The 24,269-nt window shown below is 72.0% G+C and carries 23 protein-coding genes; 17 read left to right on the plus strand and 6 right to left on the minus strand.

Features of this window, described 5'->3' with window-relative positions; genetic code table 11:
• Positions 1-28 precede the first annotated feature (28 nt).
• The 7 genes from BLR02_RS11510 to terL all read left to right on the plus strand — a co-directional run bounded on the left by BLR02_RS11510 (position 29) and on the right by terL (position 7,897).
• Positions 29-862, plus strand: coding sequence for a phage capsid protein (locus tag BLR02_RS11510; RefSeq protein WP_090663188.1), 834 nt, complete (start codon positions 29-31; stop codon positions 860-862).
• Positions 863-934: 72 nt separating this feature from the next.
• Positions 935-1,504 carry a hypothetical protein gene (locus BLR02_RS11515; RefSeq protein ID WP_090663191.1) on the plus strand — a complete coding sequence of 190 codons (570 nt, stop codon included), beginning with the start codon at positions 935-937 and terminating at the stop codon, positions 1,502-1,504.
• 2 nt (positions 1,505-1,506) lie between these two features.
• Positions 1,507-3,387, plus strand: a complete 1,881-nt coding sequence (locus BLR02_RS11520; RefSeq protein ID WP_090663193.1) for a hypothetical protein — start codon at positions 1,507-1,509, stop codon at positions 3,385-3,387.
• Positions 3,387-3,827, plus strand: a complete 441-nt coding sequence (locus BLR02_RS29455) for a hypothetical protein (protein ID WP_090663195.1) — start codon at positions 3,387-3,389, stop codon at positions 3,825-3,827. The genes BLR02_RS11520 and BLR02_RS29455 overlap by 1 nt, the downstream gene beginning before the upstream one ends.
• 9 nt (positions 3,828-3,836) lie before the next feature.
• Positions 3,837-6,170 (plus strand): phage tail fiber domain-containing protein, encoded by a 2,334-nt coding sequence (locus BLR02_RS11530; RefSeq protein WP_090663197.1) that lies wholly within the window; start codon positions 3,837-3,839, stop codon positions 6,168-6,170.
• A gap of 7 nt (positions 6,171-6,177) precedes the next feature.
• Complete coding sequence (locus tag BLR02_RS11535) at positions 6,178-6,483, plus strand: hypothetical protein (protein ID WP_090568263.1); 306 nt, start codon at positions 6,178-6,180, stop codon at positions 6,481-6,483.
• A complete protein-coding gene (gene terL / locus BLR02_RS11540; protein ID WP_090663199.1) occupies positions 6,461-7,897 on the plus strand; it encodes a phage terminase large subunit in 1,437 nt (478 codons plus the stop codon). The genes BLR02_RS11535 and terL overlap by 23 nt, the downstream gene beginning before the upstream one ends.
• Before the next feature lie 100 nt (positions 7,898-7,997).
• Here terL and BLR02_RS11545 read toward each other — a convergent pair whose 3' ends face one another.
• Positions 7,998-8,222, minus strand: a complete 225-nt coding sequence (locus tag BLR02_RS11545; protein WP_090568351.1) for a hypothetical protein — start codon at positions 8,220-8,222, stop codon at positions 7,998-8,000.
• A 79-nt stretch (positions 8,223-8,301) separates the two neighbouring features.
• Here BLR02_RS11545 and BLR02_RS11550 point away from each other — a divergent pair, with 79 nt between their 5' ends.
• From BLR02_RS11550 to BLR02_RS11560, 3 genes are all read left to right on the plus strand, one after another.
• Complete coding sequence (locus BLR02_RS11550; RefSeq protein ID WP_090568271.1) at positions 8,302-8,619, plus strand: hypothetical protein; 318 nt, start codon at positions 8,302-8,304, stop codon at positions 8,617-8,619.
• Positions 8,616-9,047 carry a cell wall hydrolase gene (locus BLR02_RS11555; RefSeq protein ID WP_090663201.1) on the plus strand — a complete coding sequence of 144 codons (432 nt, stop codon included), beginning with the start codon at positions 8,616-8,618 and terminating at the stop codon, positions 9,045-9,047. Before BLR02_RS11550 ends, BLR02_RS11555 begins: the two co-directional genes overlap by 4 nt.
• A 158-nt stretch (positions 9,048-9,205) precedes the next feature.
• Positions 9,206-10,276 carry an HWE histidine kinase domain-containing protein gene (locus tag BLR02_RS11560; protein ID WP_218127530.1) on the plus strand — a complete coding sequence of 357 codons (1,071 nt, stop codon included), beginning with the start codon at positions 9,206-9,208 and terminating at the stop codon, positions 10,274-10,276.
• A gap of 24 nt (positions 10,277-10,300) precedes the next feature.
• Here the strand turns inward: BLR02_RS11560 and BLR02_RS11565 are convergent, their stop codons facing one another.
• Positions 10,301-11,437, minus strand: coding sequence for an AbrB family transcriptional regulator (locus BLR02_RS11565; protein WP_090663204.1), 1,137 nt, complete (start codon positions 11,435-11,437; stop codon positions 10,301-10,303).
• Between the two features lie 399 nt (positions 11,438-11,836).
• Positions 11,837-12,271 (minus strand): CBS domain-containing protein, encoded by a 435-nt coding sequence (locus tag BLR02_RS11570; RefSeq protein ID WP_176849520.1) that lies wholly within the window; start codon positions 12,269-12,271, stop codon positions 11,837-11,839.
• Between the two features lie 99 nt (positions 12,272-12,370).
• On the opposite strand from BLR02_RS11570, the gene BLR02_RS11575 reads away from it, so the two are divergent.
• Genes BLR02_RS11575 through BLR02_RS11600 form a run of 6 tightly spaced genes read left to right on the plus strand, consistent with a single transcriptional unit; the run spans position 12,371 to position 18,513 of the window.
• A complete protein-coding gene (locus BLR02_RS11575; RefSeq protein ID WP_218127917.1) occupies positions 12,371-14,041 on the plus strand; it encodes an acyl-CoA dehydrogenase family protein in 1,671 nt (556 codons plus the stop codon).
• Positions 14,041-14,664, plus strand: a complete 624-nt coding sequence (locus tag BLR02_RS11580) for a TetR/AcrR family transcriptional regulator (protein WP_090663209.1) — start codon at positions 14,041-14,043, stop codon at positions 14,662-14,664. The genes BLR02_RS11575 and BLR02_RS11580 overlap by 1 nt, the downstream gene beginning before the upstream one ends.
• A 54-nt stretch (positions 14,665-14,718) precedes the next feature.
• Positions 14,719-15,873 carry a Gfo/Idh/MocA family protein gene (locus BLR02_RS11585; RefSeq protein ID WP_090568293.1) on the plus strand — a complete coding sequence of 385 codons (1,155 nt, stop codon included), beginning with the start codon at positions 14,719-14,721 and terminating at the stop codon, positions 15,871-15,873.
• A gap of 3 nt (positions 15,874-15,876) precedes the next feature.
• Complete coding sequence (locus BLR02_RS11590) at positions 15,877-17,034, plus strand: dihydrodipicolinate synthase family protein (protein ID WP_090663211.1); 1,158 nt, start codon at positions 15,877-15,879, stop codon at positions 17,032-17,034.
• On the plus strand, positions 17,031-17,849 hold the full coding sequence (locus BLR02_RS11595) for a sugar phosphate isomerase/epimerase family protein (protein WP_090568299.1): 819 nt from the start codon (positions 17,031-17,033) through the stop codon (positions 17,847-17,849). Before BLR02_RS11590 ends, BLR02_RS11595 begins: the two co-directional genes overlap by 4 nt.
• Before the next feature lie 22 nt (positions 17,850-17,871).
• Positions 17,872-18,513 (plus strand): Bug family tripartite tricarboxylate transporter substrate binding protein, encoded by a 642-nt coding sequence (locus BLR02_RS11600; protein WP_245704743.1) that lies wholly within the window; start codon positions 17,872-17,874, stop codon positions 18,511-18,513.
• 39 nt (positions 18,514-18,552) lie between these two features.
• Here BLR02_RS11600 and BLR02_RS11605 read toward each other — a convergent pair whose 3' ends face one another.
• Genes BLR02_RS11605 through BLR02_RS11615 form a run of 3 tightly spaced genes read right to left on the minus strand, consistent with a single transcriptional unit; the run spans position 18,553 to position 23,396 of the window.
• Positions 18,553-19,794: an alpha/beta fold hydrolase gene (locus tag BLR02_RS11605; protein ID WP_218127918.1), complete on the minus strand. Its 1,242-nt coding sequence runs from the start codon at positions 19,792-19,794 to the stop codon at positions 18,553-18,555.
• Between the two features lie 30 nt (positions 19,795-19,824).
• Complete coding sequence (locus BLR02_RS11610; protein WP_090663216.1) at positions 19,825-21,405, minus strand: hydantoinase B/oxoprolinase family protein; 1,581 nt, start codon at positions 21,403-21,405, stop codon at positions 19,825-19,827.
• Entirely contained in the window at positions 21,402-23,396 is a 1,995-nt protein-coding gene (locus tag BLR02_RS11615) for a hydantoinase/oxoprolinase family protein (protein WP_090663218.1), read from the minus strand. The genes BLR02_RS11610 and BLR02_RS11615 overlap by 4 nt, the downstream gene beginning before the upstream one ends.
• 90 nt (positions 23,397-23,486) lie before the next feature.
• Here BLR02_RS11615 and BLR02_RS11620 point away from each other — a divergent pair, with 90 nt between their 5' ends.
• Positions 23,487-24,248 (plus strand): SDR family oxidoreductase, encoded by a 762-nt coding sequence (locus tag BLR02_RS11620; protein WP_090663269.1) that lies wholly within the window; start codon positions 23,487-23,489, stop codon positions 24,246-24,248.
• The last annotated feature ends 21 nt before the right edge of the window (positions 24,249-24,269 follow it).

A 24,269-nucleotide genomic window follows, 5' to 3' on the forward strand; every position in this document is an offset into this window, starting at 1 on the left:
CCCCCCAACCCAAGCCGAAGGGCAGACCATGTCCAGCTCGATCGACCAGGCCTTCATCAAGCAGTATGCCGCCGAGGTGCAGGAAGCCTATCAGCGCCAGGGCAGCAAGCTGCGCCCCATGGTGCGCAGCAAGGCCGAGGTGCGCGGCGCCTCGACCATCTTCCAGAAGGTCGGCCGCGGCACCGCCGCCGCCAAGGCGCGCAACGGTGTCGTGCCGGTCATGAACATCGACCACACCAATGTCGAATGCTTCCTGCAGGACTACTATGCCGGCGACTGGGTCGACCGGATGGACGAGCTCAAGACCAATCTCGACGAGCGCGCGGTGGTGGCGAATGCCGGCGCCTACGCCCTCGGCCGCAAGACCGACGAGCTCATCATCGCCGCGCTCGATGCCGGCACCAATGAGGCGATCGGCACCAATAGCGGCGAGACCGACAATGACGGCCTGACCCGCGCCAAGGTGCTGCTCGCCTTCCAGATGCTCGGCAACGCGGATGTGCCGGATGACGGCAACCGCTTCGCTATCGTCGGCTGGAGGCAGTGGAGCGAGCTGCTGACCATCCAGGAATTCGCCAACACCCAGTATATGGGCGCGGACGAGCTGCCCTGGAAGGGCACCCAGGCGAAGCGCTGGCTCGGCGCCACCTGGATGCCGCATAGCGGCCTGACCAAGAACGGCGCGCTGCGCTACTGCTACTTCTTCCACAAGACGGCGATCGGCCATGCCTCGGCGGCCGAGATCAGCACCGATGTCACCTGGCATGGCGACCGCGCCGCGCATTTCGTCAACACGATGATGAGCCAGGGCGCCGTGCTGGTCGACAATGCCGGCCTCGTCCGGATGCGCTGCAAGGAATAGCGCAGCCACCGCCCCGCCCCGCGCCTGCGGGGTGGGGCACCCCTTTCCCTCACCGCCGGAGTCCCGATCCCGATGGCCCTCTCCGCCCTCGCGCTCTGCACGCGCGCGCTGCTGAAGATCGGCACCCAGCCGATCGCCTCGCTCGACGAAGGCACCGCCGAGGCCGAGGTGGCGGCCAACCTCTATGCCGGTACGCGCGATGCGCTGCTCGCCGCGCATCCCTGGAGCTTCGCCACCGGCCAAGCCTGCCTGCCGCGCCTGGCGGCGACGCCGGTGGCGGATTACCGGCACGCCTTCCAGCTGCCCGCCGGCTTCCTGCGTGCCCTCTCGGCCGGCATGCCGCAGAGTGGCCGTGGCCTTGACTACCGGCTTTTCGAGGACCGGCTGCATTGCAACGCGCCGCAAGTCGTCCTCAGCTACATCTTCCGCCCCGATGAAAGCGCCTTCCCGGCCCTGTTCGCCGCAGCCCTCGCCACGCGCCTCGCCGCGGAATTCTGCATCCCGCTGACCGAGAATACGGGTCGCGCCCAGGCGCTGCTGGCCCAGGCGGAGGCGGAGCTGCGCACGGCCCGCCGCGCCGACAGCCAGCAGGCGACGCCGCGCGCCATCGAGGATTTCCCGCTGGTCGCGGTGCGGGGCTGAGCATGGCGCAAGCCCGCACGCTGAAGACCAGCTTCACCGCCGGCGAGGTGGCGCCCGCGCTGCTCGGCCGGCCGGACCTGCGCGCCTATGCCAACGGCGCGCGGCGGCTGCGCAACGTCGTCATCCAGCCGACCGGCGGCGTCACGCGCCGGCCAGGTCTCCGCCATGTGGCGATGCTGCCCGGCCCGGCGCGGCTCGTCGCCTTCGAGTTCAACACGGAGCAGGCCTATCTGCTGGTGCTGACCGATGGCCTGCTGACGGTGTTCATCGATGACGGACCGGTTGCGCAATTCCCGGCGCCCTGGACGGCGGCGATGCTGCCGCAGCTCGCCTTCACCCAGAGCGCCGACACGCTGCTGATCTGTCACCCCGAGCTGCCGCCGCAGCGGGTGACGCGGACCAGCCACGTCGCCTGGACGATCGCACCCTGGACCTTCCTGCGCGAGCCCTTCCACCGTTTCGCATCGCCCGAGGTCACGCTGACGCCAAGTGCCGCGACCGGCAGCATCACCCTCGGCGCCTCGGCTGCGCTCTTCACGGCGGCCCATGCCGGGATACGCTTCCGCATCGGCGGTAGGCGGGTGGTGGTGACCGCCGTGGTCTCGCCGACCCAGGCGATTGCCGTGGTGGAGGAAGCCCTCGCCGGCACCGCGGCGACTGCCGACTGGGACGAGGCGGCCTTCTCGCCGGTGCATGGCTGGCCGGTGACGCTCTGCTTCCACCAGGACCGGCTGGTGCTGGGCGGCTCCCGCGACCTGCCGAACCGGCTCTGGCTGTCCCGCACCGGGGATCTCCTCAACTTCGATCCAGGGACCGGGCTCGACGACCAGGCGATCGAGTTCAGCCTCGTCTCCGACCAGGTGAACGCCATCCGCGCCGTCTTCTCCGGCCAGCACCTGCAGGTCTTCACCTCCGGCACGGAATGGATGGTGAGCGGCGCGCCGCTGACGCCGGGCAGCATCCAGCTCGACCGGCAGACCCGCGTCGGCTCGATCACGGCGCGCATGGTGCCGCCCGTCGATGTCGATGGTGCCACCATCTTCGCCAGCCGCAGCGGGCAGGGGATCTTCGAGTTCGCCTATACCGACCTGCAGCAGCTCTACCAGGCGAATGATCTCGGCCTCGTCGCGCAGCATCTGGTCCGAGACCCGGTCTCCATGTGCTACGACCAGCGCCGCCGGCTGCTGCATGTGGCGATGGCGGATGGCAGCCTCTCCACCCTCACGCTCTACCGCGCCGAGCAGGTCACCGCCTGGACCCGGCAGGAGACGGATGGCGCCTTCCGGGCGCTGGCCGAGATCGAGGGCACCGTCTGGGCGGTGGTGGAGCGCGGCGGCACGCTGCGGCTCGAGCGCTTCGACGAGGCGCTCGGCCTCGATGCCGCGCTGACCGGCACCGCCGCAACGCCGCAGGATGAATGGCTTGGCCTGTCGCATCTCGAGGGGCAGGTGGTGGGCGTCGTCGCCGAGGGTGCGCCGCGCGAGGCGGCGTTGGTGCGGAATGGCCGCGTCACCATCGACCCGCCCGCCACCGGCGTGCAGGTCGGCCTCGCCTTTCGCCATGTGATCGAGCCATTGCCGCCCGATCTCGGGACGGCGCTCGGCACCCGCGCGGCGCCGGTCCGGCTGGTCTCCGTCACCTTCCGCCTGCTGGAGACGGCCTCGCTCGCGGTCGATCTCGGGCGGGGCGCGCAGCCGGTGCCCTTTCGCCGGCTCGACACGCCGATGCTCGATGCGGGACCCGCGCCCTTCAGCGGCGATGTGCGGCTGCGGGCGCTCGGTTGGAGAAGCGACGCGATGCGGCCGCTCTGGCGCATCGAGGACGACGCGCCGCTGCCGATGACGCTGCTTTCCGTCACCACCGATACGAGGATGACCGACTGATGGGCGCACTCAGCTCGATCGCGACCGTGCTTGGCGCCGGCGCGACCATCTACGGCCAGGTCCGCCAGGCCGGGGCGCAGAACGCCGCCAGCAAGGCCCAGGCCGAGATCAATGCCGGGCAGCAACTGGCGCGACAGCAGGTGCTGCTCGCGCAGCAGAGGGAGGCGGCGCTGCAGCGGCAGGCGGTGCTGGCGCGTACCGTCGCATCGGCCCGCGCCCGCCTCGCCGCGGCCGGCGTCTCGCCGGATACGGGTTCGGCGGCGGCCGTCACCGGCGGCATGGCGGGGGAGGCGGCGGCGGCGCAGGGGGCGGATGACGCCACGCTGCGCGCCCGCCTCGCCGATGGCCGGAGCAGCCTGCTGAACCCGGATGGCACGGTGACCGCGCTGCTGCGCTCAGGCCGCAGCTTCGGAACCATCGCCCGGACCCTGTTGGATTAGGAGCGAAGCATGGACGACCATATCAGGATCGGCGACATCGCGCCCCGGGTGCAGTACCAGGCGGATGGCGTGCAGACCGGCTTCACCTATCCCTTTCCGGTTTTCTCGGCGGCGGATATCGAGGTGCGGCTGGACGGCGTGCCGCGGGCCGGCGGCTTCGTCGTCACCAATGCCGGGGCGAGCGAGGGCGGTACCGTCGTCTTCGACCAGCCGCCGCGCGCCGGCACGCGCATCACGCTGCGGCGCGCCATGGTGGTGGCCCGCACCACGGATTTCCAGTCGAACGGCATCCTTCGCGCCCGCACCCTGAACGATGAGCTGGACTACCAGGTCGCCATCCTGCAGGAGGTCAAGGACGGCCTCGGCAACGCGCTGCATCTCGATCCGTCAGAAAGCGGGCCGACGGCGCTGCCGCTGCGCGGGGCACGGGCCAACCGGCTGCTCGGCTTCGACAGCCTCGGCAACATCGCCACCTTTGGCCGGGACGAAGGGCTGCTCACCACCGGCTTCCCGGGCGGTGTGCCGCGCACGGTGGAGGACAAGTTGGCCGAACGCCTGACCGCGCGGGATTTCGGCGCGACGGGCGACGGCATGACCGATGACGGCCCGGCGTTGCAGATGGCGATGACGGCGGCAGGGGCCAGCGGCAAGCTGCTCGAGATCGGGGAGGGGACCTTCCGCACCGGCCAGGCCCTGACCCTGCCGGGTGCGGCGGCCGGCCTCCTCATGCGCGGCACGATCCTCTATGCCGGTCCGGCCGGGCAGGCGGCGCTGACGCTCGGCGATGGCGGCGCGGCCAACAACCAGGGCAAGCTCTATACCGGCCTTGCGGTGCTCCGCGCGACGCAGAGCGACTGGTCCAGCGAGGGCGATGTCGGCATCCGCATCCGCAACATCGATGCCTGCCTGGTCGATATCCGCCGGGCGGAACGCTTCACCATCGGCGTCCAGGTGGTGGGCGATGCGCGGGGCAGCGAGGACAGCGACCTGCGCTATGGCAGGCTGGTCGACAACCGCATCGGCCTCGACCTGCGGACGCTGACCGCCAGCGGCTGGGTGAACTCGCTGCGCCACCAGGGTGGGCATTTCGCCTGTTCGAGCGCGACGAACCCGGCCCTGCCGCGCTTCGGCGTGCGGCTCTCCGCCGCGCCGGGGGCCTATGTGCTGCACAACACGCATCTCTTCACCGGCCCGGCCTTCGAGCTGCAACGCCAGGGCACCCCAGGGGCGGTGGATGCCATTCCCTTCCTCATCGAGGTGGATGGCCGCGGGCTGACCGCGACGGGCGTGCGGATGGAGGCCTGCTCGCCCTATGTGGCCCGTCATACCGGCGGCTTCAGCGATGCGCGCTACGAGGTGGCCTATGTCGGCACCTACGGCTTCCTCGGCTGTGCCGTGCAGTACCAGGGTGCCAGCCGGGCGGGTGGCACGGTGGTGCCGATGCACCAGGCGGCGGCGGCCATCGGCACGCCGCGGCTGGTGGCGGCGGCGGAGAATGTGCGGACGCTCGCCTTCCGCCAGGGCATCTCGGTCGCGGACGGAATCGGCTTCGACCAGCTCGCCGTGCTGTCGGGCAACCCCTCGGGGCCGCCCTCGACGCTCAACGGCTTCTGCTTCCCGGGCCTCAACCTCCTCACGCTGAACCCCGATGACGTCACCATCCCGACCTCCCGTGCCCTCGCCTTCGTCGTCGATTGCAGCCAGTGCAAGGAGTTCTTCATCGCCGCCGAAGGCAGCGGCCTCCGCCCGATGGTGATGCAGTTCGATGGCGCGGAGACTGTGCTGGGCGCCGGCAGCCCCGTGCTGTTCTCCAACATGAACGCCGTGATGCAGGGCGCGCCTTCCTACTGGTGGGAGGGCAATGCGGATCTCGACAGCCTTACCGGCGGGCTGGCGCTCAACAGGCTGCAGCGCGTGACGCTGAGCGCCGATGCGCACTATGCGGCCATCGGCATCCGCGGCAGCTCGGCGAGCGCGGTGCTGCGCGCGCTCCGCCTCTATACCTCGGCCCTGCATGCGCCACGGCTGCTCTATGGCGGCTCGCGCGCCTGGGGCCGGCGGGAATACACGGTGAGCGATGGCGGCTGGACCATCCCGGCCCTCGCCGCGGGCGCGACCGCGACCTATGACGTGACGCTCCCCGGGGTGCGGCAGGGCGATTTCGTCCGCGTCGGCTTCGCCCAGGCAAGCGGCTTCCAGAATGGCGGCGTCGTCTTCCATGCCTCGGTCGGCGGTACGGCCGGCAGCAACCAGGTGCGGGTAACGGCGCAGAATGTCAGCGGCGGTGCCATCACCCTTGGCGCCGGCACGCTCTATGTCCGCGCCACCAAGCCGCGGCTGTGAGCGCGGCATGGCGGCGAAGCGCAAGCTCCTCGTCGCCGGCGACTTCGCCGGCGCGGCGGCGCTCCTCTTCAGGGACTACCGCAATTTTGTCGGGATCTGCGCGGAGGAGCCGGACGATGCCGTCATCAAGGCCTTCGCCTCGCGGCACACGGCCGGCCGCACCGCGCTCGCCCATATCGACCAGCTGCTGAAGCTCGCCGCCGAGACCGGCGACGAGGCGCAGCAGCAAGCCGTCAGCGATGTGCTGGCCGAATGGCGCAGCATCATGCCGCAACTGCCGGAGGAGGAGAATGACGGAGGCGCCGGAGGCTGACTTCCTGGAGTTCGCCTGGATCTGGAACGCGACCCAGAACCAGGGCATGCCGGCGCCGCATCGCCGCATCGTCCGCTGGCTCCAATCCCGTTGGGAGGGCGGGGACCGGCGCCTGCTGCTGATGGCCTTCCGCGGCTGCGGCAAGTCCACCCTTGTCGGGCTGTTCTGCGCCTGGCGGCTGCTGCGGGCGCCGGATACGCGCATCCTCGTCCTCGCCGCCGACCAGGTGCTGGCGGTGAAGATGGTCGCCCAGGTGCGCCGCATCCTGGAACGCCACCCGCTCTGCCGGGACCTGCTGCCGGGGCGGGCGGAGGCCTGGGCGGCGGACCGCTTCACCGTCGCCCGCCCGGCCGTGCTGCGCGACCCGTCGATGCTCGCCCAGGGGATCGGCGGCAACATCACCGGCGCCCGGGCCGACCTCATCATCTGCGACGATGTCGAGGTGGCCGGCAATTGCGACACGCCGGCGAAGCGGGAGGCGCTGCGCGAGCGGTTGGCGGAGTGCGAGTTCATCCTCGTGCCCGGCGGCGGCATCCTCTATGTCGGCACGCCGCATTGCGCGGAGACGCTCTACCTGCCGCCAGAGGATCCTGCCGCCTTCCTCCGCGGCTACCGGCGCCTGGCGCTGCCCCTGCTGGACGAGGCAGGGCACAGCGCCTGGCCGGAGCGGTTCACGCCTGCGATGGTCGCCTCGCTCCGCGACCGCGTCGGCCCGCTGCACTTCGCCCGGCAGATGCTGCTGCAGCCCGTGGCCGAGGCGGCGCTGCGGCTCGATCCCGCCTTGCTCATCCGTTACGGGGAGGAGCCGGACTACCGGGAGGCCGGCGGGCGGGCGCAACTCTCGCTGCTGGGCCGCCGCCTCGCCTCGGGCGGCGGCTTCTGGGATCCGGCCTATGGCCGCCCCGGTGCCGGCGATGCCTCGGTCCTGGCGGCGACCTATGCGGATGGCGAGGGCAGCCACTACCTCCACCGCCTTGCGTACCTCACGCATGACCCGGACAGTTCGGTCGACCCGGCGACCCAGCAATGCCGGGCCGTGGCCCGGCTGGCGCGGGAGTTGCTCCTGCCGGTGATCCGGGTGGAGACGAACGGCCTCGGCCGCTTCCTGCCCGCCTTGCTGCGGCGGGCGCTGGCGGAGGCGGGCGCGCCCTGCACCGTCATCGAGCATGCCAGCCGCCGGGCCAAGGCGGAGCGCATCCTGGCAGCGCTCGAGCCGGCGCTCGCCGCCCGCCGGCTGCATGCGCACGAGGCGGTGTTCCGCACGCCCTTCCCGGGGGAGATGGCCGCCTGGCGGCCGGATGCGCCCGGGCAGCGGGATGATGCGCTCGATGCCCTGGCTGGCTGCCTCCTGGCCGAGCCGGTGCGGCTGCCGGCCGCGATCCCGGCGCCGCGCCACCTCGCCTGGCGCGGCTAGAGCGGTTTCCGTTCGCACTGGCTCACGGATCCCGCTCTAGCTTGTTGTTTTAGCGAGCAAATACCTCCGATCAGATGATTCCATCTGATCAGAGTTTGCTCTAGCCGGCTTTCCTGAGCTTCAGGATCTCCCCAGCGTGCCGCTCGCGGCCCGCCTCGGTCAGCTCATAGCGCCCATCCGCCCGCAGCCGGGCGAGGCCCATGCCCTGGAGCCGTTCCAGGCAGGGGCCGTCCTTCAGCCCATCGGGCCGTCCGCCTCCGCCCACCAGCACCAGCCGGTGGAGCGCCGCGCGGCAGCAGGTCTCGAGATAGGGCTCGTTCCAGATCTTCACTGTTCATCGCGTCCCGGTGCCGCCCGAGGGTGGTCGTCCCGGCACGCCCGTTCAAGGAGGCATGTGAGCCGCGATGTCAATCGAACCCACCTGGTGGATCAGCGTCGTCGAGGCACCGATCGTTGCCGCCCTCTTCTGGATGATCCATGGCCTGCGGAAGGATCTCCACGACCGCATCGACCGCACCACGGAGCGCGAGAGCGAGGCGGTGCGCCGTACCCGCGACGATCTCGCGGATTTCAAGCTGGAGGTGGCCCGGAGCTATGTCCCGCTCTCCCTGATCCGGGACGTGGACCGCCGCCTCTCCCAGCACCTGCTGCGGATCGAGGAGAAGCTGGAATCGGTGGGCGCGATCCGCCTGCGCGACCGTCTCGGGGGAGACGAGGCATGAGCTGCGCCGAGATCCTCGCCCTGACCCTCCGGGCGGAGGCCGGCACCCGCCCGGTCCGCGCCATCGAGGCCCTGGCCGCCCTGGTGGTGAACCGCGCCCGCATGGCCGCCGAGGGGACCGTGCCGCGTGCCCGCTTCGCCCCGGATGCCCGCGCCGGCGCCGGCTGGGCCGGGCTGCTGGCCGAGGTTTGCCGGGCGCCCTTCCTGTTCCGCTGCTGGCAGCCCGGCGGCCTCCGCGCCGAGGCGCCGGCCGATGCCGCGATGGAGATCTGCCGCCGCGTTGCCCGCCGCGCCCAGGGCGGCGCCCTGCCGGACCCGACGGCCGGTGCCACCCATTGGCATGACGGCGCCTCGCTACCCGGTTGGGCGATCGGTCAGGTGCCGACGGCGGAGATCGGTGGCCTCGTCTTCTACCGGCTGCCTGCCTGAGACATCGAAGCGTCGGGTTCCACCGCCGGCCGCTTGCAGGAATGGCAGCCATGCCGGGTTGGTGCGGACAATGTACGGAACCGGCCGGGCTTTGTCAGGTTCCGTACATCAGCCGCGCCATGGGTTGTGGCCAGCCAGGAACGGATGAGCCCTACACGATGGACGGGAGTAGAGACGGCGACATGATGGGCGGCGCCGGACCTGCCTCCGCGGCGCGGTCCTGGGGAGACCAGCATGAGCTCAAGCTCCTGCGCTCGGTCGTCCAGACAATCGGCGAGGCGATCATCGTCACGAGCCCCGAACTCGATCCGCCGGGCCCGTTGATCGAATACGTCAATCCCGGCTTCGAGCGGATGACCGGCTATGCGGCGGACGAGGTTCTCGGCCGGTCACCCCGCTTCCTGCAGGGAGACGGCACCGATCGCACCGCGCTGGACGAGCTGCGCACGGCCCTGCGGGCCGGACGGGCCTTCAGCGGGGAGGCCGTGAACTACCGCAAGGACGGCACCCCTTATGTCGTCGAATGGCTCATCTCCCCCGTTCTGGAAGCCGGCCGGATCGTGCGCTGGGTCGCGGCGCAACGCGACGTGACGGAGCGGCGGCAGGGCGAGGAACGCCAGAAGCGGATGGCCGACGAGCTCAACCACCGGGTCAACAACTCGCTGGCGGCGGTGCAGTCGGTCGCCGCGCAGACCTTCCGGGACGAGTGGAGGAGCGTGGGCGAGGTACGGAACGCCTTCCGGGACCGGCTCCTCGCCCTGGCGCGGGTGCATACCCTCCTGGCGCGCGGGTTCTGGGAAGGCGTGCCGCTCCAGATCCTGGCCGAGCGGCAATTGACCTCCTGCAACGGCAAGGCCGGGGGGGCCGAGATCGAAGGGCCCGAGATGCGGCTCCGGCCCGGTGCCGCCATCGCCTTGGGGATGGCCCTGCACGAGCTGGCCACGAATGCGCTGCGCCATGGCGCCCTGTCCGCCCCCACCGGGCATGTCCGCCTCGTCTGGTCGGTCGAGCCGGGGGAGGATGGCGAGCTGCTGCGGCTCCACTGGGTCGAGGAAGGCGGGCCGCCGGTGGCCGCGCCGCCGCGCCGAGGCTTCGGCACCCGGGTGATCGAGCGCGGCCTCGCGCATGGCATGCGGGCCCGGGTCTCCCTGCGGTTCGCGGCTGCCGGCCTGGACCTGGAAGTGGACGCGCCGCTGGGGGCCGTCGCCGCGGCGCCATGCCGGTCCTGACGAGGGGGGGCTTCCTGCCGGGCGTCACCGATGCCCAGGGTCTTCCCCGGATTGTGGCCGTGCGGCCTTGCGGTGCGAGCCAGGGGCCCGATCGGCGACGAAGCGGGCGACATACGGCCCGATCAGCAGCACCGCCAGGAAGCGCGCGGTCTGCACGGCCATGACGAAGGGCATGTCCACCCGGTTCGAGGCCGCGATGATGGCGACGGAATCCACCCCGCCCGGGCTGGTGGCGAGGTAGGCGGTCAGCGGGTCGACCCCGGCGGCGGCCACCAGCACCGCCGCGAAGCCGCCACAGGCCAGCAGCAGGGCCAGGATGGCGCCGAAGACGCGTGGCAGGGCGCGGGCGGCATGCAGCAGGATGGGCCGGGTGAAGCGCAGCCCGATATTCCATCCGACCATCGCGTAGCAGGCCGCGAGCAGCCAGGGCGGCAGCTCGACCCGCAGCGCGCCGACATCCTGCAGCAGCATGCCGAGGATCATCGGCACCAGGAGCGGCCCGGCCGGCACGCGCAACCGCAGCGCCAGGAGTGACCCGCCCAGGGCCAGCGCCAGGGTCGCCAGCAGCGGCATCCAGGCCACGGCCGGGAAGGCCCGGGCGAGCCAGGACATCTCCTCCACCGGCCCCGACGGGCCGGCCGCGAGCTGCGCGACGCCGGAAGCCGCCGCCGCCACCATCACCACGCGCAGATACTGCATGAAGGCGACGAGGCGGGCATCGGCGCCATGGGCATCGGCCATCAGCACCATCACCGAGGCGGCGCCGGGGAAGGAGCCCCACACTGCCGTGCTGCCCGGCAGCACGCGCCAGCGGGCGAGCAGCCAGCCCAGCAGCACGCTGACCGCCACCACCGCCGGCACCGACACCAGCAGCACCGGCCAGGCCTCGAGCATCGCAACCAGGGTTGGCGTGGTGAGGCTCTGCGCGATCATGCAGCCGATGACCCCTTGCGAGGCGATGAAGCCCGACGCGGGCACCCGGACCGCGCCATCCGCCGCGGCGAGCAGGATGGCGGCCAGCATCGGCCCGAGGAGCAGGGCGGCCGATAGGTGCAGCATCTCCAGCGCGAGCACCAGCAAGGCGGACAGGGCGAGCAGCAGGAGCCATTGGACCCCCTGGCCGGTGCCATGCAGCGAGGGGAGGCCGGCGCGGTAGGGCATGGGAAGCGACCGAACTCCGGAGGGGAAGGCCGCGCGGCCGGCTCCCGGCGCGCAGGATCGGGGCGTCACGACCGCCGCGGAACAGGACAGCATGGAACAGCGAGGTCAAGGCCAGTGCCATGCCGCAGCGCATGGCACCGGGAATGTTCCGCCGGACGATATTCAGCGGCGAGAAATCGACGAACCAGCCCTGGGCCCGCACCACGCCGCGAACCCGTGCCGGGACCGCGCGCGGGTTCACGTCATGCAGGATGGAGAGCCAGACCGCCTCGTCATCCCCGGCGCCAGGAGGTTGCCGGGGATGCCGCTCGGGCTGCAACTCGCCGGGCCGCGCGCGGCGACCGGCCGCTGCTCGACGTGGCGGCCCGGATCGAGCGCGCGGTCCTCGGCTGAGGACGGTCAGCCTTGCGGCCGGACCGTCGCCCGCAGCGTCTCGAGGTCGCGCTGGTGCAGCAGGATGCGGTGCCTCGCCAGGTCGCGGATGCTGACGATGCCGGCAAGCTCGCTTCCGTCCATCACCGGGAGGTGGCGGAAATAGCCGGCATCCATGATCTCCATCGCCTGGTCGATGGTGGTGCGCATGGTGACGGTGGTGACCTGCCGGGTCATCAGGTCGCTCGCCGTCAGCGCGAGGACCTGGGTACCGTGCCGGGCCAGCGCCTTCACCAGATCGCGCTCGCTGACGATGCCGACGAGGCCACCATGGTCGGCCAGCACCACCAGGGCGCCGATGCGGCGCGAGGCGATGATGGCGGCGATCTCGGTGATGCTCGCATCCGGCGAGACGGAGATGACGTTGCGGCCCTTTTCGCGGATGACGGCGGCGATCGTCATGGCTTGTTCCTCCCTGGGAACTGTTCTCGTTCCCTGCGGGGAGCCTAGCATGCGGGGCCTCGCTCACGGCATGCTGCGGTTATGGACAGTTTGCCATTCATGCCGGCCCCGACCGGGGCCGAGGCGGTGCCGGACAGCCAGGGGCTGAACCTCTACCGCGCCGATCCCTGGCTGGCCCCGCTGCTCGGCCTCTATCTTCCGCCGGAGTTGCTGGCGCATCTCGCACCGCATCTCGACCGGATGGGGGCGCTGGCGGGTGGCCGCCTCGATGCGCTGGCCGGGGAGGCCGACCGCAACCCGCCGGAGCTGCTGCACCGCAGCCGGCGCGGCGAGGACGCGCAGCGGATCGACTACCACCCCGCCTATCGGGCGCTGGAGCAGGTGGCCTTCGCCGAGTTCGGGCTGGCTGCGATGTCGCACCGTCCGGGCGTGCTGGGCTGGCCGGCGCCGATGCCGCCGGCGGCGAAATACGCCCTCAGCTATCTCTTCGTGCAGGCGGAATTCGGCCTTTGCTGCCCGCTTTCGATGACCGATGCGCTGGCACGCACGCTGCGCCGCTTCGGCGACCCGGAGCTCGTCGCCCGCTACCTGCCGGGGCTGATCTCGACCGACCTCGATGCGCTGCGCCAGGGCGCGATGTTCATGACGGAGCAGGGGGCTGGCTCCGATATCGCGGCGACGGCGGTGATGGCGGAGCCGCGGCCGGATGGCAGCTGGGCGCTCACCGGCGACAAGTGGTTCTGCAGCAATCCGGATGCCGGGGTGGCGCTGGTGCTGGCACGGCGCCAGGGCGGGGCGGCAGGGCTGCGCGGCGTCTCGCTCTTCCTGCTGCCGCGCGAGCGGCCGGATGGCAGCCCGAATGCCTATCGGATCGTCCGGCTGAAGGACAAGCTCGGCACGCGCTCCATGGCCTCGGGCGAGATCCGGCTGGAGGGCGCCACGGCCTTCCTCGTCGGCGAGCCGGAGGCGGGGTTCAAGCAGATGGCCGACATGGTCAACGCCTCGCGCCTGTCGAACGGCATGCGCGCGGCCGGGCTCATGCGGCGGGCGGTGACGGAGGCGATGTTCGTCGCCCGGCACCGCATCGCCTTCGGCCGCCCGCTGATCGAGATGCCGCTGATGCGGCGGCAACTGCTGAAGCTGGTCCTGCCGATGGAGCAGGCGCGCAGCATGGTGTTCCAGGCCGCCGAGGCAATGCGCCGCAGCGATGCCGGGGAGGACGGGGCCTATGCCTTGCTCCGCATCCTGACGCCGCTGCTGAAATTCCGTGCCTGCCGGGATGCGCGGCGGGTGACGGGCGATGCGATGGAGGTGCGCGGCGGCTGCGGCTATATCGAGGAATGGGCCGACCCGCGGCTGGTACGCGACGCCCATCTCGGCAGCATCTGGGAGGGGACGAGCAACATCGTCGCCCTCGACGTGCTGCGGGCGGCGCAGCGCGAGGGCTCGCTGCCGGTGCTGCGCGCGCATCTGCATGGGCTGCTCGGCAACGGCGCGGCGCTGCCCGAGGCGCTGCCGGCCTTCGACCGCGCGGCGGCGCTGGCGGAGAGGGCGCATGAAAATCCCGCCCTGGCGCGGCAGGCGGCGAGCGCGCTCTACCACCTGACCAGCGCGGCGGCGATGGTCTGGGAGGCCGGGCGCCTGGGTTGTGCCGAGCGGCTGGCGCTCGCCCGGCTGGTGCTGGTGCACCGCGTCCTGCCGCGCGACCCGCTGGCCGATACCGACGAGGCGGTCCCCGCCGCGCTGCTCGCCAAGGCGCTGGCCGCCTGATGGATGGGCTTTCGCCCCGCGCCGCGGCGACGCGCCAGCGCATCCTTGATGCAGCGCTGGCGGAATTCGCCGAGAAGGGCCTGGCCGGCGCCCGCGTCGACGAGATCGCGCTGCGGGCCGGGGCCAACAAGCGCATGCTCTACGCCTATTTCGGCAGCAAGGAGGAGCTCTGGCTGGTCGTGCTGGAGGCCGCCTATGCCGCCAAGCGGGCGGAGGAGCGGGGGCTGCGCGTCGAGGCCCTGCCGCCCGAGGAGGCGATGCGCCGGCTGGTGGAGTTCAACCTGCGCTACACCGCTGCCCACCCCGAATTCGTCGCGCTGCTGAACCAGGAGAACATCCACCGCGCCGCCTACCTGCAGCGCTCGGAGGGGGTGCCGGCGCTCTACTCGCCGCTGCTCGGCCAGATCGGCGCGGTGCTGGCGCGCGGAGTGGAGGCGAGCGTCTTCCGCCAGGGCGTGGACCCGGTGCAGCTCTACATCACCATCGTCGGGCTCGGGCATTTCTTCGTTGCCAACCAGCACACCCTCTCGACCGTGCTGGGCGCCGAGCTGGGGACGGAGGCGGCGCTGGCGGCGCGGGAGCGGCATGCGGTCGAGGTGGTGCTGGGCTATCTGCGGCCTTGACTCCGGGTTTGGGTAACTGGATGGTTACCCGAGAAGCCCAGGGAGGACGAGGTGATGGCGGAACGCCGCATCGGGATCATCATGAACGGCGTCACCGGCCGCATGGGGACCAACCAGCATCTCATCCGCTCCATCGCCGCCATCCGCGCCGATGGCGGCGTGCGGCTGGCGAATGGCGACCGGCTGGTGCCGGACCCGATCCTCGTCGGCCGCAACCGGGAACGGCTGGAAGCCCTGGCTCGGGCGCATGGGGTCGAGCGGGTCTCGACCGACCTCGATGCCTGCCTCGCCGATCCTGGCGACGAATTGTTCTTCGACGCGGCGACGACGCAGCTCCGCGCCGGGCTGATCGAGCGGGCGATCGCCGCCGGCAAGCACATCTATGTCGAGAAGCCGACGGCCGACCGGCTGGAGGATGCGCTCAAGGTGGCGCGGCTGGCCAAGGCGGCCGGCATCAAGCATGGCGTGGTGCAGGACAAGCTGTTCCTGCCCGGGCTGCGCAAGCTGAAGATGGTGATCGACAGCGGCTTCCTCGGGCGCATCTGCGCGGTGAAGGGCGAATTCGGCTACTGGGTCTTCGAGGGCGACCTGCAGCCGGCGCAGCGGCCCAGCTGGAACTACAAGGCGGCCGAAGGCGGCGGCATCATCCTCGATATGCTCTGTCATTGGCGCTACGTGCTCGACAACCTCTTCGGCGAGGTGGAGGCCGTCTCCTGCCTCGGCGCCACCCATATCCCGGAGCGCATCGGCGAGGACGGCAAGCCCTACAAGGCGGATGTAGACGACGCGGCCTATGCCACCTTCCAGCTGCGGGGCGGCGTCGTGGCGCATATCAATTCGAGCTGGGTGACGCGGGTGCGGCGGGACGACCTCGCCACCTTCCAGGTGGACGGCACGCATGGCAGCGCCATCGCCGGCTTGCAGACATGCTGGACGCAGAGCCGGGTCAACACGCCGAAGCCGGTCTGGAACCCGGACGTGCCGCAGCCGATCGACTTCTTCGCCGGCTGGCAGGAGGTGCCGGGCACGCAGGACTACCCGAACGGCTTCCGCGTGCAGTGGGAGATGTTCCTGCGCCATCTCGCCGGCGAGATCGCGACCTTCCCGTGGGATCTCTTCGCCGGGGCCAAGGGCGTGCAGCTTGCCGAGGCGGGGCTCCGCAGCTGGCGCGAGCGCCGCTGGATCGACATCCCCGCGCTGGAGGGCTGAGCCGTGCCAAGCATCGACCTGCCGAAGGGCACGGGCGTCGAGCGGTTCACGCTGAGCGAGCCGCGCGTCTTCCCGAAGGCGAGGCCGCCTTTCCCGCGCATGGCGCTGGCAGCGGCGCATGTGGTGGCGGACCCGTTGGCCGAGCAGGATCCCTGGCTCGACATCAAGGTGGATTGGGACCGCACCATCGCCTTCCGCCGCCATCTCTGGTCGCTCGGCCTCGGCGTCGCCGAGGCGATGGATACCGCGCAGCGCGGCATGGGCCTCGACTGGGCCGGCGCACAGGAGCTGGTGCGCCGCAGCCTCGACGCCATGCGCGACGTGCCGGGCGCGGTGATGGCGAGCGGCGCGGGGACGGACCACCTTGCACCGGAGCCCGACGTCACGGTGGATGACGTCATCCGCGCCTATGAGGAGCAATGCGCGGCCATCGAGGCGATGGGCGGCCGCATCATCCTGATGGCCTCGCGCGCCCTGGCGAAGGCGGCGCGCGGGCCGGCGGATTACGAGCGGGTCTATGCCCGCATCCTGTCGCAGGTGAGGGAGCCGGTGATCATCCACTGGCTCGGCGAGATGTTCGACCCGGCGCTCGAGGGCTACTGGGGCGCGGGCGAGCACTACAAGGCGATGGAGACGGCGCTGGCCGTCATCACCTCCCACGCCGCCAAGGTGGACGGGGTGAAGATCAGCCTTCTCGACAAGGAGAAGGAGATCGCCATGCGCCGCCGCCTGCCCCCTGGCGTGCGGATGTACACCGGTGACGACTTCAACTACGCCGAGCTCATCGCCGGCGATGCCGAGGGGCATTCCGATGCGCTGCTCGGCATCTTCGACCCGATCGCGCCGGCGGTGGGCGGTGCGCTGGCGGCGCTCTCGGCCGGGGACCTCGCGGGCTTCCACGGCATCCTGGCGCCGACGGTGCCGCTCAGCCGCCACATCTTCCGGGCGCCGACGCGCTTCTACAAGACGGGCGTGGTCTTCATGGCCTGGCTGGCTGGCCACCAGGACCATTTCACCATGCTCGGCGGCCAGCAATCGGCGCGCAGCATCGGGCACCTCGCGGAGCTGTTCCGCCTGGCCGATGCGGCGGGGCTGCTGCAGGACCCGGACCTTGCCGTGGCACGGATGCGGGCGCTGCTGGCGGTGCATGGTGTGGCATGAGCGCGCCGGGGCCTCTCTCGCTCAACACGGTGACGGTGCGGGACCGCTGGAGCCTCGCGCAATGCATCGAGGGCTGCGCGCGGCACGGCATCCCGGGCATCTCGCCCTGGCGGGACAAACTCGCCGAGCTGGGCGTGGCGCAGGCGGCGCGGCAGATCCGCGATGCGGGGCTGTTCGTCTCCGGCCTCTGCCGCGGCGGGATGTTCCCCGCGGCCGATGCCGCCGGGCGGCGGGCCGCCATCGAGGATAACCTCCGTGCCATCGAGGAGGCGCAGGCGATCGGCGCCGCCTGCCTCGTGGTCCTCGGCGGCGGCCTGCCGCCCGGCTCGAAGGACCTCCCGGGCGCGCGGGCGATGTTCCGCGACGGGCTGGCCGCGATCCTGCCGGCGGCGCGCGCGGCCGGCGTCACCCTCGCGCTCGAGCCGCTGCACCCGATGACCTGCGCCGACCGCAGCGTGCTCTCGACGCTCGGCCAGGCGCTCGACCTCGCCGAGGAATTCGGCGAGGGCGTCGGGATCGCGCTCGATGTCTACCATGTCTGGTGGGACCCGGACCTGGCGCGGCAGATGCAGCGGGCGCGGGGGCGGATCGCCGCCTTCCATGCCTGCGACTGGCTGATGCCGACGACCGACCTCGTCTTCGACCGCGGCATGATGGGCGACGGGGTGATCGACATCCCCGCCATCCGCGCCATGGCCGAGGCCGCCGGCTATGCCGGGCCCTGCGAGGTGGAGATCCTATCCCGCCGCTGGTGGGCCGAGGATCCGGACACGGTGCTGGAGACGATCAAGGCGCGGCACGCGACCGCCTGCTGACGCAAGAAGGGAGGAGGCTATGATGCTTCGTCGCAGCCTGCTGGGTGCGGCGCTGGCCGCGCCCGGGCTGGCGCGGGCCCAGGGCCCCGTACAAGCCTGGGCACCGCAACGGCCGATCCGCTTCGTCGTGCCTTTCCCGGCCGGGGGCGGCACCGATGTCGCGGCGCGCATCCTGGCGGAGCGGCTGACGGAGGGGCTCGGCCAGCCCGTCATCGTCGAGAACCGCACGGGCAGCGGCGGCAATATCGGCATGGAGAATGTCGTCCGCAGCGCACCCGACGGGCATGCGATCGTGATGGGCACGACGGGCACGCTGACGATCAACCCGCATCTCTATCCGACCCTCGGCTTCGACCCGGCGCGGGACCTGGCGCCGGTCTCGCTGCTGCCGGATGTGCCGACCATGGCGGAGATCGACCTTCCGGGGGCCGAGAGCACCTCCTGGGGCGCGGTGCTGGCATTGGCCGGCACGCCGGAGCCGGTGGTGGCGCGGCTGCAGGCGGCGCTCGGCGAGGCGGTGGCGCAGCCCGCGGTGCGGGCGCGCATGGCCCAGGCCGGGGCGGATGCCGCCACCTCCACCCCCGCCGAGCTCGCATCGCTGATGCGGCGCGAGACGGAGCGTTGGGGACGGGTCGTGCGGGAGGCGGGGATTACCGTGGGGTAGGGCGGGATCGCCGGGGGCCGGAACGGCCGGAGGCGTACATCACGCCCTGGCCATCCGCTCCAGCACCGGCAGGAGGTGCGGCTTCAGCGCCGGCCAATTCTCGCTCATCGGGAAGTGGCCGAGGCCGGGCATGATTTCGAGCGTCGCGCCGGGGATGGCGGCGGCGGTGGCGCGGCTGTCCTCCGGCCGGCAGGAATAGTCGTACTCGCCGGTGAGCAGGGCGACGGGGCAGCGGGTGGTGTCGATCCGCGCCAGCTTGGGGCGGAGGTCTCCCTCCTCGGCGTAGAAATGCAGGTCGCCGCGGAAGATGCCGGGGCCGCCCTGGGCATAGTGCCAGAGGGTCTCCCATTTCGAGGCTTCGGGTGACGCAGGGCCGACCAGGCCGGAGACCATGGCGCTGCAGGCCTCGCCGCCATGGATGTGCGGGTGGTGCAGGGCGCCGAGGTCGTAGTAGCGCCCGGTGAAGGCGCTGCCCTGCAGGCCGATGACGCCGCCGAGGGCATCCGGGTGCTCCGCCGCCAGGTCGAGCACGATGCGGCCGCCGATGGAGCAGCCCATCACGACCGGCCGCTCGAGCCGGAGGGCGGCGGCGACGGTCATGACCAGGCCGGTGTAGCCGGCGGTGGTGAGGCGGTATTCCTCCCGCTCCCAGCCCGGCGGCGGGCTCGACTTGCCATGCCGCGGCATGTCGAAGGCGATGCAGCGGAAGCGGGCGGTGATGTCGGCATCGTTCAGCAGGTCGCGCCATTGCCGGCCATCGCTGCCGGCGGTGTGCAGCAGCAGTAGGGGCGGGCCGGAGCCAGCCTCCTCGACATAGAGGCGATGCGGCCGGCCGGCGATGTCGAGGCGGAGATAGCGGCCGGTGATGGGCTCGACGGTGACGTTGCCGAAGGCCGGTGCGGCGGCCACCGCAGGCCGTGGATGGCCGGCGAGATGGGCCAGCACCCCCTTGAACCAGAGGAGATGGGCGAAGAACAGGTCGGTGTCGCCCTCCACCATGAGGGCGCCCTGGCGGCGCAGCGCCAGCAGGTCGTGCCAGCCGGGCTCCGGGCTGGGCGCGGCGAAGCGGGCGAAGCCCTCGGCGGTGATGCGGAGCGCCAGGGTGGAGCGTGGCATCAGGAAAGGGCCGGGGCGGAGCGCGGCGAGGCTTCCGTCATGCAGGGAGAGCAGCCAGGCCTCGTCGCCGATCCCGAGCAGCAGCTCGGCGGTGAGGTGGCGGCCATGGCGGGCGAGGTCGGGCTCGGCCAGGCGCGTGGCCAGGCTGTCCATCCGGGATTGCATTCTTGGTTGTCCTCCCTTGGTGCGGCCGGGTCAGTCCGGTGGGTCATAGCCGCCGCCGCCGCTGGTCTGGAGGATAACCCGATCGCCCTCCCGCACCAGCAGGTTGGCCTTGCCGCGCAACTCCTCCTCGGTCCCATCCGGGCGGCGCAGCAGGCAGCGGAAGGGGGCGCCGGGGGCGCCGCCGGCCAGGCCCCAGGGCGGGATGACGCGGCGCTCGAACATGGTGGTCAGCGACATCTCCGGGGCGAGGACATGGTAGTCGCGCTCGGTGCCGGCGCCGCCCGCATGGCGCCCCGTGCCGCCGGAGCCGGGGCGGAGGGTGTGGTGCTCGATGCGGATCGGGAATTCCGCCTCGATGATCTCGGCCGGAGTGTTGTTGGTGTTGGTGAGGTGGACGCGCGTGGCGGCACTGCCGGGCCTGTCGTGGCGCGCGCCCTCGCCGCCGCCATGCGGCTCGTAGAGGGTCTTCCAGGCACCGTCGCGGCCGGCGCCGCCGAAGATCAGCAGCCCGGCGGTGGTGGAGCCGCCGGCCGAGAGGCGTTCCGGGATGGTCTCGGCGAAGGCGCGGAAGATGGCATCCACCAGACGCTGCGAGGTCTCGTGGTTGCCGCCGACCAGCGGCTTCTCGCGTGGCGGGTCGAGCAGGGAGCCAGGGCGCGTCACGACGGTGAGCGGGCGGTAGCAGCCGCCATTGGGCTGGATCTCCGGCCCGGCGATGGCCTTCATCGCATAATAGACGGCGGCCGCGGTGACATAGGGCGTGGTGTTGAGCGGGCCGGCGAGGGCGTCATCGGTCGCCGAGAAGTCGAAGCTCGCCCGGTCACCCTCGACGCTGATGCGCACGCGGATGGCGGCGGGCGCGCCGCCCGGCCCGTCATCGTCGAGGAAATCCTCGCCCTCGAAGACGCCCTGCGGGAGCGATGCGATGGCGGCCCGCATGGCGGCCTCCGACCGGTCGTGCAGCGCCGCCATCGCCGCCTCCACCGTCGCGGCACCATGGGTGGCGCAGAGGTCGAGCAGGCGGCGCTCGGCGGTCGCCGTGGCGGCGAGCTGGGCGAGCATGTCGCCCTCGCGCTCGGCCGGGCCGCGGACATTGTTCAGCACCACCGCGATCTTCTCCTCATCCGGCCCCTCGGCGGTGAAGAGGCGGAGCGGCGGCAGGCGCAGGCCCTCCTGCACGCTCTCGGTCGCCGCGGCGACATAGGAGCCGGGCCAGGCACCGCCGATATCGGCCCAATGCGCCAGGCTGACCGCGAAGGCCAGCAGGCGCCCCTCGGCGAAGACGGGGCGGATGGCCTTCACATCCGGCAGGTGGTTGCCGCCGAGCTCGGGCAGGTTGGTGAACCAGACATCGCCGGGGCGGAGGCGCTCGGCGGGCACGCGCTCGAGGAAGGCGCCGACGGTGAAGCTCATCACCCCAAGATGGACGGGGATGTCGCGCCCCTGCGCGACCAGCTGGCCGCGCGCATCGGTCAGCGCCGAGGACAGGTCGCCGGCCTCGCGCAGCAGGGGCGAGCGGGCGGCGCGCATGACGACGAAGGACATCTCCTCGGCGATGCCGGTGAGGGCGTGGCGGAGGACTTCCAGGCGGAAGGGATCGGGCGTGCTCATGCATCCTCCCGCAGCAGCAGGATATGGCCACCGGGCTGCGCCGCCGCGGACCAGCCCGGCGGGACGAGGATGGTGGACCAGTCATCCTCGATGATGGCGGGGCCGGCGATGCGGTGCGGCAGGGCGAGGCCCGCCCGTTCATAGCGCGGCGTCGGCACCGGCCCGGCCGGGGCGAACCAGCAGGGATCGGTGGCGAAGGGGCGGGGCGGGGCGGCCTCGGCGGCTGGCGCGGCAAGGTCCATCTGGCGGGGCGCGGCGACGCGGAGGCGGAGGCCGAGCATCTCCCAGGCCTCGCCGGAGGCGAAGCCGAACAGGGCGCGGTGCCGCTCCTCGAAGGCGAGGCCGAGCCCCGCGCCATCGACTGGCCCAGGCAGGGGCACGTCCACCGCATAGGACTGGCCGCGGTAGCGGATGAGGCCGGTCTCCTCCACCGCCAGCGCCTCCCGCGCCACGCCCTGGGCGAGGAGGGGGGCGGCCAGCTCATCCAGCAGCGCCGCGCGGGCCCCGGCCAGCCGGGCGGCATCGAAATCCTCGCCCGGCAGGCGGAGGGTGCGCTGCCGCGTGTAGCTCATCTCGGCGGCGACGCAGCCGAGGGCGGAGAAGGCGGAGGAGGCGTGCGGCACCAGCACGCGGCGGATGCCATAGGTCGCGGCGAGGCCGGCGGCATGCATCGGCCCCATGCCGCCGAAGGCCAGCAGCGTGGCGCCACGGCCATCGACGCCGCGCTCGACGGTGATCTTGTTGAGCGCCCGGGCCATGGTGGCATCGGCCACGCGCAGCACGCCGAGCGCCAGCTCCACCACCGGGAGGCCGAGCCTGTCTGCCAGCGGCGCGAAGGCGGCGGCGGCGCGCGCCGCGTCCAGCGTGATGGTGCCGCCCAGCCGGCGGCGCGGGTTGAGGTAGCCGAGGATGGTGTTGGCATCGCAGACGGTGGGCGCGGTGCCGCCCCGGCCATAGCAGGCGGGGCCCGGCTCCGCGCCGGCGCTGCGGGGGCCGACGGAGAGGCCGCCCGGCCCGTGCTGGACGATGGAGCCGCCACCGGCGCCGATGGACTCGATGGCGACCATCGGCTGGCGCAGCGGCTGGTCGGCCAGCTTCGCATCGAGGGTGATCTCGGCGCGGCCATCGAGGATCAGCGCGACATCGGTGGTGGTGCCGCCCATGTCGAAGGAGAGCAGGGCGGCTTCGCCCGTCTCGCGCGCCACGACGGCGGCCGCGGCGACGCCGGCGGCGGGGCCGGACAGGGCCATCAGCAGGGGGCGTTCCGCCGCCGCCTCGGGCGAGGCCATGCCGCCGGCCGAATGCATGACATGAAGCTGCACCCTGGCCGGCAGCTCGGCGCGGAGGCGGGCGAGGTACTCGGCCGCGAGCGGCATGACGGCGGCATTCAGCACCGTCGCCACGCAGCGCTCGTACTCGCGCGCCTCCGGGTTCACCTGATGCGAGAGCGAGAGGTAGGGCACCCGGCCGCGCAGCCGCTCGGCCAGCGCCGCCTCATGCGCCGGGTTGGCGTAGCTGTGCAGCAGCATGACGGCGATGGAGCGGGCGCCGGTCGCCAGCGCCGCATCCACCGCTGCGTCGATGTCGGTGAGCGGGCGGAGGATGCTGCCGTCATGCGCCATGCGCTCGGCGACCGGGATCCGGCGCCCGGGCGGGACGAGCGGTGCCGGCTTCGGCGGCACCTCCAGCCGGTAGAGGTCCTTCCGGCTCTGCCGGCCGATCTCGATGACATCCTCGAAGCCAGCGGTCGCCAGGAGCGTCACCGGCTCCAGCCTGCCCTCGACGATGGCATTGGTGACGCGGGTGGTGCCATGCACCAGGTCGGCGATCCCGGCGGGCTCGATCCCGATCGCCTCCAGCGCGGCGAAGATGCTGCCGACGGGGTCGGCGAGGCGGGAGGGCACCTTGGCGGTGCGGAATTCGGCGCCTCGTGCGGCGACGATGTCGGTGAAGGTGCCGCCAATATCGATGCCGACCTGCCAGCCTGCCATGCGCTGCCCTATCCGCTGCGGCGGGCATCCTGCCTGCCGCGTTGCGTGATGACCACCCCTTGGGCAATGCTCATCCTGCGGAGGGTGAGCATGCGATTGAAGGGCAAGGTGGCGATCATCACCGGCGGCGGCTCCGGCCTCGGCCGGGCGAGCGCGGAGCTTTTCGCGCGCGAGGGCGCGCGGCTGGTGGTGGTGGACCGCGATGCGGCCGGGGCGGCGGAAAGCGTTCGCCTGATCGAGGCGGCGGGCGGCGAGGCCATGGCGCTTGTCTCCGATGTGGGCGAGCCGGGAAGCGCGGATCGCGACGCGGCGGCGGCGCTCGGCCGCTTCGGGCGCATCGACATCCTCTGCGCCTTCGCCGGCTTCTCCTGCGGCGGGACGGTGCTGACCACCGACCCGGCGGATTGGGATGCGGTGTTCCGCGCCAATGTCGGCGGCACCTGGCTCTGGGCGCGGGCGGTGATCCCGGCCATGCAGCGGCAGGGTGGCGGCGCGATCGTCACCACCGCCTCCCAGCTCGCCCTGGCGGGCGGTCGGGGCAATACGGCCTATATCGCGGCCAAGGGCGCCATCCTCAGCCTCACGCGGACGATGGCGCTGGACTTCGTCGGCGACAACATCCGGGTGAACGCGCTGGTGCCCGGCGCCATCGACACGCCGCTGCTCCGGCGGAGCTTCGCCCGGCACCAGGAGCCGGAGCCGATGATGGCCGCCTCCCGCGCGCGGCATGCCATGGGGCGGTTCGGCCGGGCGGAGGATGTGGCGGAGGCTGCCTTGTTCCTGGCCAGCGATGCTGCCGCTTTCACCACCGGCACGACGCTGGCGGTGGATGGCGGGTGGCTGGCTGCCTAGAATCTGAGTGGTACGGCGATT

This window comes from Belnapia rosea (assembly GCF_900101615.1).
In the GTDB taxonomy this organism is placed as follows: domain Bacteria; phylum Pseudomonadota; class Alphaproteobacteria; order Acetobacterales; family Acetobacteraceae; genus Belnapia; species Belnapia rosea.